The organism is Pseudomonas fluorescens, assembly GCF_000730425.1.
In the GTDB taxonomy this organism is placed as follows: domain Bacteria; phylum Pseudomonadota; class Gammaproteobacteria; order Pseudomonadales; family Pseudomonadaceae; genus Aquipseudomonas; species Aquipseudomonas fluorescens_X.
The window spans coordinates 2,706,139-2,723,830 of sequence record NZ_CP008896.1; the positions used below are offsets into that span (position 1 = coordinate 2,706,139).

Sequence of the window (17,692 nt, forward strand, 5' to 3'; positions counted from 1 at the left end):
ACGCTAATTTGATCGGTATCAGGAACACTTACATGATCGCTTGCCTGCGGCTGTTCTCTGCCCTTTGCCTGGCTGCCCTGTTGGCGGCTTGCGCAAGCTCGCCCTCGTCAAGCCTTGGCGAACTCCCACGGACCCCGGATGCCACGATCGAGCAACTGCTCGAACAGGCGACTTCGGCCAAGACCCCGGAAAAAGCTGCACTGCTGCGCCTGAGCGCGGCTGACATGGCCTTTCACCAGAACAACCCAGGCCGCTCCGCGCAGATTCTCGCGCAAGTGCCTCTGGATAGCCTCAAGCCGGCCGCCCAGGTCTTTGCCAGCACCCTGGCTGCGGAACTGGCCATGACCCGCAACCAACCCAAGGCGGCGTTGACGGCACTGGACCACCCTAGCCTGCAAAACCTCAAGGAGCTGCCACCGGAGCAACAGGTCCGCACCGGCACCGTGCATGCCCGCGCCTATGAAGCCGACGGCCAGACCCTGGCCGCTGCCCGCGAACGCGTGGCCATGGCCCCGCTGCTGACGGGCGATGCAGCCGCCAGCAACCACGAAGCCATCTGGAGCCTGATTGCCGCCGTGCCTGGCGAGCAGTTGCAGGCCAGCGGCAACCCGATCCTCGATGGCTGGATCAGCCTGGCCCAAGCCGTGAAAAATGCCGGCACCCTGGAGCAGCAGCAAGCCGCCATCGACACCTGGCGGGTGCAGAACCCGGCGCACCCAGCCGCGGTGCAACTGCCCCTGCCGCTGACCAAGCTCAAGGAGCTGGCGAGCCAGCCGCTGAACAAGATCGCACTGCTGTTGCCACAACAAGGCCCGCTCGCCAGCGTGGCCAAGGCTTTGCGCGAAGGCTTCATGGCCGCGCACTATCAGGCGCAACAGGCCGGGCAGAATCCGCCGCTCATCGAGGTCTATGACAGCTCGCGAGTCAGTTCCATCGATGAGTTCTACAAGAAGGCCCAGGCGGACGGCGTGCAACTGGTGATCGGTCCGCTGGAAAAGCCGCTGGTCAAGCAACTCAGCGCGCGCCCGCAGTTGCCCATCACCACCCTGGCCCTGAACTACAGCGAAGGTGAGCAAGGTCCAGCCCAACTGTTCCAGTTCGGACTGGCTGCCGAGGACGAAGCCCGCGAAGTGTCGCGTCGCGCCCGCGCCGATGGCCTGCACCGCGCCGCGGCCATGGTGCCCAAGGGCGAATGGGGCGATCGCGTGCTCAAAGCCTTCCGCCAGGACTGGGAAGCCAATGGCGGCACCTTGATCGGGGTCGAACATGTTGACCAACCCGTCGCACTGGCCCAGCAGATCGCCGATCTGTTCAAGCTGCGCCAGAGCGAAGGTCGCGCCAAGAGCCTGCAAAGCACGGTGGGGGCTGATGTTGCGGCACAGCCATCGCGTCGCCAGGATATCGAGTTCATCTTCCTCGCTGTAACGCCGCAGCAGGCCCAGCAGATCAAGCCGACGCTGAACTTCCAGTACGCGGGCGATGTGCCGGTATATGCCACCTCCCATGTGTTCAGTGCCAGTGGCGACAAGAACCAGTACAACGACATGAACGGCATTCTGTTCTGCGAAACGCCGTGGCTGCTCAACACCACCGACCCACTGCGTAACCAGGTCACTGCACAATGGCCACAAGCCAATGGCAGCCTGGGCCGCCTCTATGCAATGGGCGTCGACGCCTACCGCCTGGCACCGCGCCTGGGTCAGCTCAAGGCGTTGCCAGATACCCGTATTGACGGCCTGTCCGGCAACCTGGGGATGAGCCAGAGCCAGCGGATCGAACGCCAGTTGCCATGGGCGAAGTTCGTCAGTGGCCAGATCGAACGCCTGCCTGATACCCCGCGCTGATGCCCCCACGCTCCAGCGCACAAAGCGGCAAGGATGCCGAACAACAAGCACTTGAACACTTGCAAGAACAGGGTCTGTGCCTGCTGACACAGAACTGGTTGTGTAAACGCGGCGAGCTTGATCTGGTCATGCTTGACGGCGATACAGTAGTATTTGTCGAAGTCCGCTACCGAAAAAACGCACAATGGGGAGGCGCGCTCGCCAGTATCGACGAGCGCAAACGCCAAAAGCTGATACTCGCCGCGCAGTTTTTCCTGCTCAGTGAACGTCGCTGGGCTGACGCCCCCTGCCGTTTCGATGTGGTTGCCATAGAAAGCACCGCCCACGGAACCGCCGGTCTGAACTGGCTGCGCAACGCCTTCGACGGCTGAGCACCACCGAGGCAGATCGGACATCTTCACCGCACACTTTTGCTCTTTGCTTTGCGGGCTGCACATTCGTGTGCCATACAGCCGCGCTACTTAAGGTCACACTGATGGACATGCAATCCCGAATTCGCCAGCTTTTCCAGGCCAGTATCGATACCAAGCAACAGGCGATGGACGTACTTGCACCGCACATCGAGCAAGCCAGCCAGGTCATGGTCAACGCCCTGCTCAACGAAGGCAAAATGCTTTCGTGCGGCAACGGTGGTTCGGCCGGCGATGCCCAGCACTTTTCCTCAGAGCTGCTCAACCGCTTCGAGCGCGAGCGGCCGAGCCTGCCGGCTATCGCCTTGACCACCGACTCGTCGACGATCACCTCGATCGCCAACGACTACAGCTACAACGAAATTTTTTCCAAACAAATCCGTGCCCTCGGCCAACCGGGCGATGTACTGCTGGCTATTTCCACCAGCGGCAACTCGGCGAACATTATTCAAGCGATCCAGGCCGCACATGATCGCGAAATGATTGTCGTAGCATTGACCGGGCGCGACGGCGGCGGCATGGCCTCGCTGCTGCTGCCCGAAGACGTGGAGATCCGCGTCCCGGCCAATGTCACCGCACGTATTCAGGAAGTCCATCTGCTGACGATCCACTGCCTGTGCGACCTGATCGACAGCCAACTGTTCGGGAGTGAAGAATGACCGTTAACCGTCTCAGCCTATTGGCCATCACGCTGTGCCTCGGTATCAGCGGCTGCACCTCGGCCATCACCGCGACCCGCGACACACCTATCCAGGACGACCGGGGCACGCGTACCTTTGGCAGCAAGATCGATGACTCACTGATCGAAACCAAGGTCGGCGTCAACGTCGCCAAGGCCGCTCCCGACCTGGGCAACGGTGCATCACGTATTGTCGTGACCAGCTTCAACGGTATCGTACTGCTCGCTGGGCAAACCCCACGCGCCGACCTCAAGACCCAGGCCGAACAGGCTGCCTCGACTGTGCAACGGGTGAAGAAGGTCCACAACGAACTGCAAGTCGCTCAGCCGATCACCCTGCTGGCAATCAGCAATGACGCCGTACTGACCACCAAGATCAAGGCGCAGATGCTCACCGACAGCGCGATTCCCGGTTCGCGGATCAAGGTCGTGACCGATAACGGCATTGTCTACCTGATGGGCCTGTTGACCCAACAGGAAGCCACCCGCGCGACCAACCTGGTGCAAGGTGTGTCCGGGGTACAGAAGATTGTAAAACTGTTCGAATACATCGACTGATCTGATCGCCAGCCACAAAAAAGGGCGCCGTGCATTGACTGCACGGCGCCCTTTTTATTGGCTGATGGTTACTGGTACTGCTGGTACGGATTGCCCTGGAACTGATTGTTCTGTTGCTGTTGCTGCGCAGGCTGGCCGTACTGCTGGCCCGGGATCGGGCCGAGGTTGACCTCTACACGACGATTCTGCGCACGACCATTGACGTCAGCGTTGCTGGCAATCGGATTATCCGGGCCGGCACCACGGGTGGTCAGGTTGGTCGGGCTGACACCTTGGGACGTCAGGTAATTGGCCACACTTTGCGCACGACGCTGGGACAGGTCCATATTGAGCTGGCGGCTGCCGGTGCTGTCGGTGTAGCCGACGATCTGGATGGTGTTTTGGTTGAATTGCTTGAGCGACCCAGCCAGGTTATTCAACGGGGTGTAGAAGCTGCTGGCGATAGCATCGGAGTTGGTGGCAAACGTAATATTACCCGGCATGATCAACTTGATCTGATCACCCTGGCGCTGCACCTCGACACCGGTATTGGCCATGCTTTCACGCAGTTTCTTTTCCTGCTGGTCAGCGTAATAGCCATAACCCGCAGCACCGATACCGGCCACTGCGGCGCCGATCAGCGCGCCCTTGCCACGGTTGTTGTGGTCAATGGCCGCACCGGCCAACGCCCCCGCCAGCGCACCGAGGCCGCCGTACTTGGCAGTTTTGCTCATGCCTTGCGAGCCGTTGTCCGCCTGTCCCTGGCTGCCATCGTAAGGATTAGGGGAAGCACAGCCCGACAATAGGGCTACCGCGGTAGCAACAACAAGCAGACGACGCGAAGTGAACATGAAGGAAGCTCCTACTTTTGCATTCTGTGATGCAGAGGACATTGGCAATGGACCTGTGCCGACTTTGGAACGCGACAAACGGCAAAAATTCCGTAGCGGGCCTCTACCCTGTAACAAAAGGTGGAGGCCGCTGCACCCACCTAAACCCTAGCAGAAGCTCACCACCTCACGCCCTGACAAACGGATTTTCACGCATTTCATCCCCCAGGCGTGTATCCGGCCCGTGCCCCGTTACCACGGTCGCGTCTTCGTCCAGGGTATACAGGCGCTGCTGGATCGAACGTACGATGGTCGCCTGGTCTCCGCCCCACAAATCTGTACGCCCTACCCCGCGCCGGAACAAGGTATCCCCGGCGACCAGCAGCTTGGCATCGGCAAACCAGAAACTCATGGAGCCCGGCGTATGCCCTGGCGTGTGCAACGCCACCCCACAGCCGCAGGCCAACTCTTCATCATCGGCCAACCAGCGATCCGGCGACGGCACCGGGGTGTAGGGCACGCCGAACATCTGGCATTGCATTTCCAGGTTATCCCACAGGAACTGATCTTCCTTGTGCAGATGCAGCGTGGCGCCGGTCTTCTCTTTCAACTGGCCGGAAGCCAGGAAGTGATCCAGGTGCGCATGGGTGTGGATGATACTCACCACCTTCAAGCCCAGTGCGTCGAGGCGCGCCAGGATCAGTTCATGGTTGCCGCCCGGATCGACCACAATGGCCTTCTTGCTGACCGGGTCGCCGATGATCGTGCAATTGCACTGCAAAGGGCCGACGGGGAAGGTTTCGCGGATCAGTCGGGGGGTTGTGGCTTGCATCACGGAGTCCTTGCTAACGGTTGGTCAAATTTTTTCACCCGGGCCACTGCAGGAGCCGGCTTGCCGACGAAGAACCCGAGAGCAACGCGGGGTATCAGGCTCCCCGCGTTATCGTTGACGATGTTCGCTGCGATGCGGCGGCCCGACAAGCCAGCCCCTACAGGGGAAGCGTCGACTTGGCGCGTGCGGCGTGCAGTTTTTTGTAGCTATCGATCAACCGCAGATGCCGGTCCAGGCCTTCGAGCTTCATGCTGGTCGGGGTCAGTCCATGGAACCGCACACGACCATCCACCGAGCCGATGGCGGCATCCATGCGCTCGTTGCCAAACATCCGGCGCAAATTGGCTTCGTAGTCTTCCAGCTCCAGGTCCTCGTCCAGTTGCATCTCCAGCACCGCATTCACCGCCTGATAGAACAGGCCGCGCTCGACAGTGTTGTCGTTGTATTGCAGGAACATCTCCACCGCCTCTTTCGCTTCTTCAAACTGCTGCAAGGCGAGATAGATCAGTAATTTCAACTCCAGGATCGTCAATTGGCCCCAGGCGGTGTTGTCGTCAAACTCGATGCCGATCAGCGTGGTGATGTCGGTGTAGTCATCCAGCTCGCTTTCCACCAGGCGCTCGACCAGCGCTTGCAGGCCGTCTTCATCCAGGCTGTGCAGGTTCAGGATATCGGCGCGGAAGAACAACGCCTTGTTGGTGTTATCCCAGATCAGGTCGTCAACCGGATAGATTTCCGAATAGTCCGGCACCAGGATGCGGCAAGCCTTGGCGCCGATATGCTCATAGACCGCCATGTAGACCTGTTTGCCCATGCTTTCAAGAATGCCGAACAAGGTGGCCGCCTCTTCGGCGTTGGAGTCCTCGCCCTGGCCGGAGAAGTCCCACTCCACGAACTCGTAATCGGACTTGGCACTGAAGAAGCGCCACGACACCACGCCGCTGGAGTCAATGAAGTGCTCGACAAAATTGTTCGGCTCCGTCACCGCGTGCCCCTCAAAGGTCGGCTGCGGCAAGTCATTCAGCCCTTCGAAACTACGCCCCTGGAGCAGCTCCGTAAGGCTGCGCTCCAACGCCACTTCCAGGCTCGGGTGGGCACCGAACGAGGCAAACACGCCCCCGGTGCGCGGGTTCATCAGGGTCACGCACATCACCGGGAATTCGCCGCCCAGGGACGCATCCTTGACCAGCACCGGAAACCCCTGCTCTTCGAGGGCCTGGATGCCGGCAAGGATGCCCGGGTACTTGGCCAGCACCTGGGCCGGCACATCCGGCAGTGCAAACTCGCCTTCGATGATTTCGCGCTTTACCGCGCGCTCGAAGATTTCCGACAGGCATTGCACCTGGGCTTCAGCCAAGGTATTGCCCGCACTCATGCCATTGCTCAGGTACAGGTTTTCGATCAGGTTGGAGGGAAAATACACCACCTCGCCGTCCGATTGACGCACGAACGGCAGCGAGACGATGCCACGCTCTTCGTTGCCGGAGTTGGTGTCGATCAGGTGCGAGCCGCGCAACTCTCCATCGCGGTTGTAGATCTTCAGGCAGTATTCGTCGAGGATTTCAGCCGGCAGCGCATCTTTGCGCCCAGGCTTGAACCAGCGCTCGTCCGGGTAATGCACAAACGCCGCGTTGGCGATGTCTTCACCCCAGAACTGGTCGTTATAGAAGAAGTTGCAGTTCAGGCGCTCGATAAACTCGCCCAATGCCGACGCCAGTGCGCCCTCCTTGGTTGCGCCCTTGCCGTTGGTAAAACACATCGGCGAATGGGCATCGCGGATATGCAGTGACCAGACATTGGGCACGATATTGCGCCACGAGGCGATTTCAATCTTCATGCCCAGGCCCGCCAGGATCGCCGACATGTTGGCGATGGTCTGCTCCAGAGGCAGATCCTTGCCCGCAATATAGGTCCCCGCATCTGACTTCGATGCTGGCATCAGCAACGCCTGGGCGTCGGCGTCGAAGTTTTCCACCTCTTCGATGACAAACTCAGGCCCGGCCTGTACCACCTTCTTTACCGTGCAGCGATCAATGGAGCGCAGGATGCCCTGGCGATCCTTATCGGAAATATCCGCAGGCAACTCGACTTGAATCTTGAAGATCTGGTTGTAGCGGTTTTCCGGGTCGACAATGTTGTTCTGCGACAGACGGATATTATCCGTGGGGATATTGCGCGTGCTGCAGTACAACTTCACAAAGTAAGCCGCACACAACGCCGACGAAGCCAGGAAGTAGTCGAACGGACCGGGGGCCGAGCCATCGCCCTTGTAGCGAATCGGCTGGTCGGCCACCACGGTGAAGTCATCGAACTTGGCTTCAAGCCGGAGGTTGTCGAGAAAATTGACCTTGATTTCCATGCGGGATTACCAGAATAGCGGAGCAAACGAATTGGCCGCCATTATCCGGCTTTTGCGGCGCAAGTCTCCCCCTTACCCCAACAACCCCATCTCCTGCGCCCGCGCAACCGCCTGGGTGCGACGCTCGACCCCCAGTTTGCTGTTGATATGACTGGCGTGGGTCTTGACGGTGTGCAGCGAGATAAACAGCTGGTTGCTGATTTCCTGGTTGGAGCAGCCTTGGGCGATCAACTGCAGCACCGCCAGCTCACGGGCGCTCAAGGTTTCGCTGGCATGGGTGATTTCGACCGGCTCGCGCGGGGCAACCGCCGGCAGCAAGGCCCACAGGCTTTGTCGCAACGCGTCATTCGGCGCCTGGCCCAGTTGCTCGCGTACCCAGTCAGGATAACGTTCCAGCAAACGCTGGAAAGGTTGCAACGCACCGCCGCTCGCCACTTGCAGTGCCCGGGCAAAAATCGGCCGGGCAGACGCGGCCTGGCCGCCATCCAGTAACAACAGCACATATTGGCTCAGAGCCATCACCGCGATCATCTGCTGGCCCTTGCCTTCAGCTTGGCGGGCGAGCGCATCGAGGCGGCGCTGGGCGCTTTCGGATTGGCCACGAATGGCATCCAGGGCTGCCTGCTGCAGTTCGATATGTTGCGGCAAATGCGGATGAAACTCCGGGGCGGCCGCGGCCTGCTCGCCGTTATAGGTTTGCCCCAGGCGGGCCAGCCAGGCGTCGGCCAGGTCTGTACGCCCCTGGGCCAGCCACAACTCGCATTTGATCAGAGTGATCATCGCCAGGTAGTAAATCGGCGGCACGTCCCAGATATGCATCAGCCGCTCGGCTTCGGCCAGTTCGGCAAACGCCTTGGGAAAGTCGCCACGGCGACCTTCATAGTTGGCGATGACACAGTGGCCGATCAACACGCTGATATCCCGGCAGGCGCGGGCTTCGGCAAGCCCCGCACGCAGGCGCAGCAGGCCGGTTTGCGGCTGACAACGCATCAGCAGCAGAAACCCCTCATACAACGATAGCCGCGCGCGCACTGCATACAGACGCTGGGATGCCAGGTCATGCAAGCGTTGCAGCCCCTCGCGCACTTCATCCAGAGCGCGCAGGATTTCCCCGCGCGCCTGCAGCACCCGCGCCCGATCGTAATGGGCCAGGGCCTCGAACAGTGGGTTGCCGACGCGCTGTGCCAGCTCCAGTGATTCGCGGTTCAAGCCCCGCGCGCGCCACAGGTCAGCATCGACGATGGCCAGGTTCGATAGGGTGGACAGACACATCAGGCGCTGGCCGTAACGCTTTTGCGGCAGGCTTTGCAGGGCTTCGCTGCAATACAGCTGGGTCAACTCACGATTGCCGCGCCCACGGGCAATGATGCCGCTGAGGGCCAGCCATTGAGCGAGCATCGACTTCTGCGCCGTGGCCGACGGTGCCGGCAGGAAACGGCTGAGATGGCTGGACAATTCCTCCGCCGCATCCAACTGGCAGGCCAGCCCCAGCGCCCAGCTGTAGAGCACGATCAAGCGTGGCGTGCTGATCAACAGACTGTCGGGCAGGTCCATCTTCCAGCGCAGGAGCATGCCGACGTTCTGTTCGGCCAGTAATTGCTCCTCGGACAGGTTCTGCACCAGGTTCGCGGCTACATCCAGATGCCCCGCGCGCAAGGCCTGCTCCACCGCCTCATCGAGCAGGCCCTGGGCATTGAACCAGCGACAGGCGCGCAAGTGCAGGCTGGCGGCCGGTAGCATCGCATTGGGTGAGCGCCGGGTGCGCAGCAAATCGGAAAACAGGTGGTGATAGCGGTACCAGTGGCCCTGCTCGTCCAGCGGTACCAGGAACACCTGATGGGCTTGCAGGTAACGCAAGATCTCCGCGCTGTCATGGGCTTCGCGCACCGCGTCGCAGAGCTCGCTGCAAAAACGTTCCTGGGAGGCGGTGTCGTAGAGGAAAGCCTGGACCTCTGGCGGCAAGCAGTCGATCACCTCTTCCAGCAGATAGTCACGGATCAGCCCTTCACCACCATGCAGGCCTTGGGGCAGGCCGGCCTCGCTGCCCGCCTCGGAGGCCGCCAGCAACCAGAAACGCAAACCGGCCACCCAGCCTTCACTGCGGCGGATCAGGTTATCCAGCGCTTCACCGCGCAATGAGCTGCTGTGATGGTCGAGCAAGGCCAGGGATTCGTCGTTGGTCAGGCGCAGGTCCTGCTCATGCAACTCCAGCAAATGCCGCGACAGGCGCAACCGCGCCAAATGCCAGTCGGGACGCTGGCGACTGGTGACCAGTACCAACAGGCCATCGGGCAAATGGTTGAGAAAAAATTGCAGGCAGCGATCCAGCACCGGGCCCTGGGCCAGGTGGTAGTCATCCAGTACCAGCAATAACGGCGTGCGCAGGGATAGATGGACAGTCAATTCGTCAAGCAGGCCATCGAGCCATTCTTCAAAGGCAAATGGCTGATGGCGTTGGCGCATTTTCAACAAGCCCAGGGCCTGAGTGCCTATCTGCGGGAAGTACTGCTGCAAACCTTCCAGCAAGCGCTCAAGGAAACGCCCCGGATCGCTGTCCCGCGAACTGAGGCCCAGCCACAGGCTTTGCCAGTGACCCGGCAACCCCTGGCAAAACTCTACCGCCAGCGAGCTTTTGCCGAAGCCCGCCGGGGCGCTGACCAGCAGCAAACGGCCCTCCAGGCCCATGCTCAAGCGCTCGCACAGACGTGGACGCAGCACATAGCCGTCGGGCAGCGGGGGTCGATAGAAGCGCCCTTCCAGCGTGGGGATTACCGCACTGGCAGGCCCTTGGATTCGGGACAGATCAGTCATCGCCGGGCTCTTGTAATAGGCTGTGGTCGGCACTGCAGATGTCCGCAGACTAGCGTTAAAACCCGTCGCTTTGTAGATCTTTGCAACATTTATCTGAAAAAGACTACAACAAGAAATAACCAGCCATTTTCCGGGTAGCCCAAAACAAATGTGGGAGCGGGCTTGTTCGCGATAGCGGTGGTTCAGTCACTGGTTGGTTGACTGAACCACCGCTATCGCGAACAAGCCCGCTCCCACACAAGCCCGCACCCACAGGCGCGGACTTGATTACCGCTGGTTAGCGAACACCCTCTTGGCGCAGGGCTGCCGGGGTGAAGTCTTTGGTGGTGGCAGTGAAGCCGAAGTCATAGGCCTTTTTCTCTTCGTTCTTCATGCCCAGGGCCAGGTAGCGGCCGGATTGCAGGTCGTAGAGGGTTTCCAGGGCATACCACGGTACTTGTTTGTCGTAGTAGTTCTCGCCATGGGCTTCGGCCACGCGCCACAGTTGGCCACGACCGTCGTAGTGGTCGATCACAGCCGCCTGCCAGGTGTCTTCGTCGATGTAGAAGTCACGTTTGGCGTAGATATGGCGCTGGCCTTCCTTCAAGGTCGCAACCACGTGCCAGACGCGGCGCAGTTCATAGCGTGCCAGGTCCTGGTTGATGTGGCCGGCCTTGATGATGTCGGCGTACTTGAGTTTCGGATCATCGAGCTTGTAGCTGTTGGACGCGATGTAGATTTCCTTCTTGCCCTCCAGCTTCCAGTCGTAGCGATCCGGCGCACCGTTGTACATATCGAGGTTGTCAGAGGTACGCAGGCCATCGGCAGCGGTACCCGGCCCGTCATAGGACACTTGCGGCGCACGACGCACACGGCGCTGACCGGCGTTGTAGACCCATGCCGCGCGTGGTTCCTTCACCTGGTCCAGGGTCTCGTGTACCAGCAACACACCACCGGCCAGACGCGCCGGTGCAGTGACTTGCTGCTTGAAGTAGAACAGGATGTTGCCCGGGTTTTTCGGGTCGTAGTCCTTCATCTTGTCGCGGAACACGAACTGATCCTGGAAGTACACCAGGCTGTACGAGCCGTTGGCCTGTGGCGTGGCCTGGGTTACCAGACGTGTCACGCTGCCACCGCGGTAGCGGGTGATGTGGTTCCAGATCACCTCGACCCCGCTTTTCGGGATAGGGAACGGAATCGCGGTCTCGAAGTTTTCCAGGCCGTTACCACCGCCTACCAGGTTGGTGCTGGTGGCGTTTTTCTTGATGGAGGCGAACACTTCTGCCGGCACGGTGGCGCCGCGATGGGTGGTATACACCGGCATCTTGAAGGTGTCGGGGTAGCGCTTGAACATCGCGTACTGCCCCGGCGCCAGCTTGTCTTTGTACTGTTCGACGTTCTGCGCGGTGATGGTGAACTGCGGTTGCTCGCTGGCATACGGGTTGGCCAGGAAGCCCTTGGCATCCACGGCGCCCGCGTTGGTTGGCAGGGCTTTCCAGGCCGGAATGGTGCCGGCGGCGTTGCCAGCCATTTCCGCACCCATCGGGGTCAACGTAGTGCCCAGCTTGGCGGCTTCATCCGCCGACACGGCCGCCATGACGCTGCTGGCCATGATCGACAGTCCCAGCACACCCACGTGCAACAGACTTTTGGTTACTTTCATATTCTGGTCTTCCTGAAATGCAGTGTACTTAGAAGTTCGCGCCGAAACTCAGGGCCACGAAATCGCGGTCAACCGAGGTGTTGTAGTCGCCACCAAAGAAGTTGGTGTAGGCCAGGCTCGCGGTGTAGGTGTTCTGGTACTCGGCATCCAGCCCCAGGCTCACCGCTTTGCGACCTTCTTCAAAGTTGCCGCCAGGGCCTGGCGAGTAACCGTTCACATCATGGGACCAGGCCACGTTAGGCTTGAGGTTCACCCCGGCGAAGACGTCCGGATATTCCCAGATTGCCCGGCCACGGTAGCCCCAGGAAGTGGCGGTGGTGAAGCCATCATTGTTGCAATTGGCCGTCCGGTTGCTGGCATCGGTGCCAGGTCCGGCACCGGCGATTGTGCCGCTGTTAAGCGTTGCACAAAGAGCTCCTCGCCCAGGACCAAATACCGGGTCACGCCCGTAACGTGCTTTGTTGCTGCTTTCCAGACCACCGACGTGGGTCACGCCCACCTCACCGACCAACGTCAAGCGGCTTGCTCCCATCACTTGATCGAAGAAGTGCGTGAAGGTTGTCTGGAACTGAGTCACTTCCTTACGCCGGTAGCCGTTCAGATCCTGATCAGCAGCGCCTTTGAGTGGCGAAGCCGCTTCCAGGCCAAGCAGCGGCGTTACGCCCGCATACAGAATATCGGTCGTGTTGAGTTGCACTGGCGCATTCGGCCGATAGCTCAACTCACCACTCCAGGCAGTCCCTGTCGCCAGCGTGGTGGAGAAGCTCAAGCCATACAACCGGATATCCTCTGGGTACTCGACAAAGTAGCTGGAGTTACCAGCCACAATGAGAGGACGCAATTGGCTGGCGCCGGGTACAGTCGTCAATGCGTTAGCGGCCCTATAGGTCGCAGCAGAGGCGCCCCTGGCGCTGAAAATCGGCGCACGGCTGTGATAGTTCATGAAATAAGCGCCGAACTCAGTGTCCAACGGCTCAAAGTTGTAGTGCATCGCCACGCCGAACTGGCCGCTATCGCGTGCGTCGCGATCAGGGCCGCGCTTGACCAGCACACCCTCTTCATTGATGTTCACACCAAACGCGTTCATCAGCGGCATGCCACCGCCCGCGGCGACCACTGAACGCTTACTGAGCAAGCGCAGGTTGTCACTGCAGCCGTCGGCAATAACATCCGGTTGAGAGAAGAACGTCCCGCAGTTATCAGTAACCGTCTGATCCCATTCCAACTGATAGAAGGCTTCTGCCGACAGGTTGTCGGTCAACGATTGCGACACGTAGAACATGTTGACCGGAATCAGGCCTTCCTTGATTTCGGCGCCCGGACGACGGAACGCAGACACGTCGATCGGGTTGACGGAGTTGATACCGCCGCCAATGAAGGTACTTTCACCCCAGCTCACCACCTGCTTACCGAACCGCACCGAACCCGGCGCATCGGCAATGGAATAGTTGTGGTAGACGAACGCATCGAGAATCTGCCCGCCTGAAGACTTGGCGCCCTCTTTGCGGTTGTGGTCACTGATGTCCTTGAACTCGCGGCTTTCATCCTTGAGTTCAAAGTCATACCAATACTTGCCACGCACAAACACACCGGTATCGCCGTACTTCAGTTCCAGGTCATGGATACCCTTGAAGATCTTCGAGAACGTCTCCCCACGCTTGAAATTCAAGTGACCGTCATCGGAGGTCTGCGACAGCCCCTTGCCACCGTTGTTGACACCGATCAGGTCGCGGTCGGGCTTGGCCGTGCTCCAACTGGCACCCACCGACAGGGAGGAGTCGAAGCTACCTTCGACCTCACCAATGTTGAAACTGACGCCGAATGCGGGCCCGGCGAGGGTCGAGGCAAGACTGACCGCCAGGGGTAATCTCGCCCGGCGCCAGAACTGATTTACTGAGGTCATCGACGCTACTCCATGTGCATTTTATTGTTATGGCAGTGAGCCTTTTCAAACACGCTTGTAACGGCCGGAATACAACGATTCCGATGCCAGACAGCCGCCGTACCACCCAGGACCGCAGCGCCGCATCCTTGAAAAACTCTGGGACGGACTATAGCCAGCAGGGGGTATTGCTTGATCCCTCTAAAGTGTGATTTGCATCACCAACCCGTCTGCAACAGCCCTTTCGCCATGTCAGCGAGGGCTGACGCGAAAGAGGATGGCTGAAATTTGCCAAATGACAAGGCAAAGGCTTGTGATAGAGCATTGCCGTGCCCGGGCGGGCACGGCGCAAGGGGTCAAAGCGTGGAGAGGAAGGTGCTGTTATTGGCCTGCCATTCGATGATGTCGATACGGATACGCTTTTTGTCCAGCTTGCCGACGCTGGTCTTGGGAATTTCCGTAACAATGGCAATCTGGCTTGGAATCGCCCACTTGCTCAAGTGGCCCTGCTCGACATACGGCTTGAGGTGTTCCTTGAGTTCGCGGGCACCAATCCCGTGGCCTTCGCGTACCACCAACAGCGCAAACGGGCGCTCGCCCCACTGCGGGTCGGCAATCCCGACCACCGCTACTTCGCGTACCGCCGGGTGACGGCTGACCAGGTCTTCGAGGGCGAGGGAGGAAATCCACTCGCCGCCGGTCTTGATCACATCCTTGATGCGGTCGCGAATATCGATCACACCAAAGGCATCGAGGGTGGCCACGTCGCCCGTGTGCATCCAGCCGCCTTCCCAGAGTTCGGCGCCCTTCTGCGGCTCATTGAAATAACCTTCGCTGAGCCATGGCGCGCGCAGCACCAGTTCGCCCTGGGACTCGCCATCGGCCGGCAGGAAGTTGCCGTCACCGTCAATGATCGCCGCCTCCACCAACGGCCCGGGCACCCCCGCCTTGATCCGGTAGGTGGTGCGTTCGTCTTCGCTGCCGGCCATCAGCTCTTCATTGAGGTGGGCACAAGACACCAGCGGCCCGGTCTCGGACATGCCGTAGGCCGCCGTCAATTGGATGCCACGGGCCTTGGCCGCTTCATACAGCGAACGGTTGAGGGCACTGCCACCGATGACGATCTTCCAGCCGCCAAAATCCACGCCCTGGGCAGCCTTGGCATTGAGCACCATCTGCAGGATGGTCGGCACGCAGTGGGAGAACGTGACCTTCTCCTTGCGCCACAGCTCTACCAGGTATTCCGGGTCGTAGCGGCCAGGGTAGACCTGCTTGAGGCCAAGCATGGTCGCTACATAAGGCAGGCCCCAGGCGTGCACATGGAACATCGGCGTGATCGGCATGTACACATCATTGGTGCCCAACAGCCGCACGCTGTCGACGCTGCCCATGATGGTCGCCACGCCGATGGTGTGCAGCACCAGTTGGCGATGGGTGAAATACACACCCTTGGGGTTACCGGTGGTGCCGGTGGTGTAGAAGGTGGTGGCCACCGAATGCTCGTCGAAGTCTTCGAAGGCGTACTGAGTGCTGGCGGCGGCCAGCAGGGTTTCGTACTCACCCACCAGGTTGGGCAGTTCGGCGGTTTTCTCGTCGCCATCGGTCAGCAGCAGGGTCTTGTCGACAGTGGTCAACTGCCCGGCGATGGCCTGGTACAGCCCGACGAACTCACTGTTGACCAGCACAAAGCGGTCCTCGGCGTGGTTCATCGTGTAGAGGATCTGCTCCGGCGACAGGCGCACATTGATGGTGTGGATCACCGCGCCAATCATCGGGATGGCGAACATGCACTCCAGGTAACGGTGACTGTCCCAGTCCATCACCGCCACAGTATCACCGGCCTTGACCCCGGCTGCGGTCAGCACATTGGCCAGGCGGGCCACGCGCTCGATCAGGGTGGGGTAGGTATAGCGCAGCTTGTCGCGATAGACGATTTCCCGGGTTTTCTCGTAGCGGGTGCCCGACATCAACAGGCGCTTGATCAACAGCGGGTATTGGTAGGCGCCTTCGGCGGGCGGGATAATACGAGTCTGCAACATACGAATCCCTTTTTATGACTGCACGGTCTTGGCTAAAGGATTTGCACTGTAGAGACCTTGCACGCCGGCCAAATCAGCCGAAGGAATGATTTGCAGAGCAGGACGAATGCTAGCTTTGCGCCAGCATTCGTTCGCGAATGACGCAATCAGCGGTCGGTGAACGCCACTTTCACGCCGATGGCAATCAGCACCACCCCCATGCTCCGGTCGAACCAGTGCCCCATACGCGCAAATCCGGCGCGCACGCGCTGCTGGCTGAACAACATGGCCACCATGCAGAACCACAGGGCGGTGGCCACGGCCAGGTACAGGCCATAACCGGCCTGGATCGCCAGCGGCGTGTGGGGGTTGATGACCACGGTAAACAACGACAGGAAAAACAATGTGGCCTTGGGGTTCAGGCCATTGGTCACAAACCCCGAAGTAAAGGCGCCGCGAGCGCTGCGTTCGCCCACTTCACGGTGCAATTGTTCTTCGCCGGCAGGCTTGGCCGGCTGCGCCCGCAATGCCTTGAAGCCGATATACAACAGGTAGGCCGCCGCCGCCCATTTCAAGGCGTTGAACAGCACGATGGACTGGGACACGATCAAGCCGATACCGAGCAGCGAGTAGCCGACGTGGAGGAAGATCGCCGAGCCGACGCCCAGCGCCGTCCAGGTGCCGGCGTGCCGGCCGTGAGTCACGCTCTCGCGTACCACCACGGCAAAGTCCGGCCCGGGACTGGCCACGGCCAGCAGGTGAATCAACGCCACGGTCAAAAACTCGGTGAGGTACATGCACACTCCAAGAAGTAACTGATTATTTCATCTGGTAGGCTCGGCAGATTACGCCTTCGAACCCAGTCGCAAAAGGTACAGTTGATGACGAACAATCGCCGCGCCGTCTTCCTTGATCACTCTTCCCTGGACCAGGGGGACCTTGACCTCAGCGAGCTGCGGGAAACGTTCAGCGATTTGCAGCTGTGCGAGCAGTCCTCGGCGGATCAGGTGGTCGAGCGCCTGCAAGGCGCACAGGTAGCGATCAGTAACAAGATCCTGCTCAACGCCCAGACCCTGGCTGCCTGCCCCGAACTGAAGCTGATCCTGATCGCTGCTACCGGCACCAACAACGTCGACCTGGCCGCCGCCCGCGCCCAGGGTATTACCGTAAGTAACTGCCAGGGCTACGGCACTCCATCGGTGGCGCAACACACCCTCATGCTGTTACTTAACCTCGCCACACGCTTGAAGGACTATCAAAAAGATGTCGACGCCGGCCTGTGGCAGCAAGCCAAACAGTTCTGCCTGCTGGATTACCCAATCGTCGAGCTGGAAGGCAAAACTCTCGGTTTGCTGGGCCATGGCGAACTGGGCGGCGCCGTCGCACGCCTGGCCGAAGCCTTTGGCATGCGTGTGCTGCTGGGAGCAATCCCAGGCCGCCCAGCCCGTGCAGATCGGGTACCACTGGACGAACTGTTGCCACAAATCGACGCCCTGACCCTGCATTGCCCGCTCAACGAGCACACGCGCCACTTCATCGGTGCCCGCGAACTGGCGTTGCTCAAGCCGGGCGCATTCGTGGTCAACACCGCACGCGGTGGCCTGATCGATGAGCAGGCCCTGGCAGACGCCCTGCGTAGCGGTCATCTGGGCGGCGCAGCCACCGATGTGCTGAGCGTCGAACCGCCAACCGCCGGCAACCCATTGCTGGCTGGCGACATTCCACGGCTGATCATCACCCCACACAGTGCCTGGGGCAGTCGCGAAGCGCGGCAACGGATCGTCGGCCAATTGACCGAAAACGCCCAGGGCTTCTTCGCCGGAGCACCGCAGCGCGTCGTCAGTTGAT

Annotated in this window: 13 protein-coding genes; 5 read left to right on the forward strand and 8 right to left on the reverse strand. The window is 60.3% G+C overall.

Going from position 1 to position 17,692, the window contains the following annotated elements; genetic code table 11:
- Positions 1-32 precede the first annotated feature (32 nt).
- The 4 genes from HZ99_RS11875 (at position 33) to HZ99_RS11890 (ending at position 3,491) form a co-directional block, all read left to right on the forward strand.
- Entirely contained in the window at positions 33-1,844 is a 1,812-nt protein-coding gene (locus HZ99_RS11875) for a penicillin-binding protein activator (protein WP_038443282.1), read from the forward strand.
- Positions 1,844-2,215 (forward strand): YraN family protein, encoded by a 372-nt coding sequence (locus tag HZ99_RS11880; protein ID WP_038443283.1) that lies wholly within the window; start codon positions 1,844-1,846, stop codon positions 2,213-2,215. Before HZ99_RS11875 ends, HZ99_RS11880 begins: the two co-directional genes overlap by 1 nt.
- 104 nt (positions 2,216-2,319) lie before the next feature.
- Positions 2,320-2,913, forward strand: coding sequence for a phosphoheptose isomerase (locus HZ99_RS11885; protein WP_003171862.1), 594 nt, complete (start codon positions 2,320-2,322; stop codon positions 2,911-2,913).
- Positions 2,910-3,491 (forward strand): BON domain-containing protein, encoded by a 582-nt coding sequence (locus HZ99_RS11890; RefSeq protein ID WP_038443284.1) that lies wholly within the window; start codon positions 2,910-2,912, stop codon positions 3,489-3,491. Before HZ99_RS11885 ends, HZ99_RS11890 begins: the two co-directional genes overlap by 4 nt.
- Before the next feature lie 68 nt (positions 3,492-3,559).
- Here the strand turns inward: HZ99_RS11890 and HZ99_RS11895 are convergent, their stop codons facing one another.
- The 8 genes from HZ99_RS11895 to HZ99_RS11930 form a co-directional block, all read right to left on the reverse strand.
- Positions 3,560-4,321, reverse strand: a complete 762-nt coding sequence (locus HZ99_RS11895) for an OmpA family protein (protein ID WP_029297808.1) — start codon at positions 4,319-4,321, stop codon at positions 3,560-3,562.
- Positions 4,322-4,487: 166 nt separating this feature from the next.
- The gene (locus HZ99_RS11900) at positions 4,488-5,132 is read right to left on the reverse strand and encodes an MBL fold metallo-hydrolase (protein ID WP_038443286.1); all 645 of its coding nucleotides are present in this window, start codon (positions 5,130-5,132) and stop codon (positions 4,488-4,490) included.
- A gap of 157 nt (positions 5,133-5,289) precedes the next feature.
- The gene (locus tag HZ99_RS11905) at positions 5,290-7,491 is read right to left on the reverse strand and encodes an OsmC domain/YcaO domain-containing protein (protein ID WP_038443287.1); all 2,202 of its coding nucleotides are present in this window, start codon (positions 7,489-7,491) and stop codon (positions 5,290-5,292) included.
- 72 nt (positions 7,492-7,563) lie between these two features.
- The gene (locus HZ99_RS11910; protein ID WP_038443289.1) at positions 7,564-10,302 is read right to left on the reverse strand and encodes a LuxR C-terminal-related transcriptional regulator; all 2,739 of its coding nucleotides are present in this window, start codon (positions 10,300-10,302) and stop codon (positions 7,564-7,566) included.
- 277 nt (positions 10,303-10,579) lie between these two features.
- Complete coding sequence (locus HZ99_RS11915; protein WP_038443291.1) at positions 10,580-11,944, reverse strand: DUF1329 domain-containing protein; 1,365 nt, start codon at positions 11,942-11,944, stop codon at positions 10,580-10,582.
- 28 nt (positions 11,945-11,972) lie between these two features.
- Positions 11,973-13,847 carry a DUF1302 domain-containing protein gene (locus HZ99_RS11920; protein WP_038443292.1) on the reverse strand — a complete coding sequence of 625 codons (1,875 nt, stop codon included), beginning with the start codon at positions 13,845-13,847 and terminating at the stop codon, positions 11,973-11,975.
- Between the two features lie 335 nt (positions 13,848-14,182).
- Positions 14,183-15,865, reverse strand: coding sequence for a fatty acid--CoA ligase (locus HZ99_RS11925; RefSeq protein WP_038443294.1), 1,683 nt, complete (start codon positions 15,863-15,865; stop codon positions 14,183-14,185).
- Between the two features lie 146 nt (positions 15,866-16,011).
- Entirely contained in the window at positions 16,012-16,641 is a 630-nt protein-coding gene (locus tag HZ99_RS11930; protein ID WP_038443296.1) for a LysE family translocator, read from the reverse strand.
- 84 nt (positions 16,642-16,725) lie between these two features.
- Between HZ99_RS11930 and HZ99_RS11935 the strand changes: the two genes are divergently transcribed.
- Positions 16,726-17,691: a 2-hydroxyacid dehydrogenase gene (locus HZ99_RS11935; protein ID WP_038443297.1), complete on the forward strand. Its 966-nt coding sequence runs from the start codon at positions 16,726-16,728 to the stop codon at positions 17,689-17,691.
- The last annotated feature ends 1 nt before the right edge of the window (position 17,692 follow it).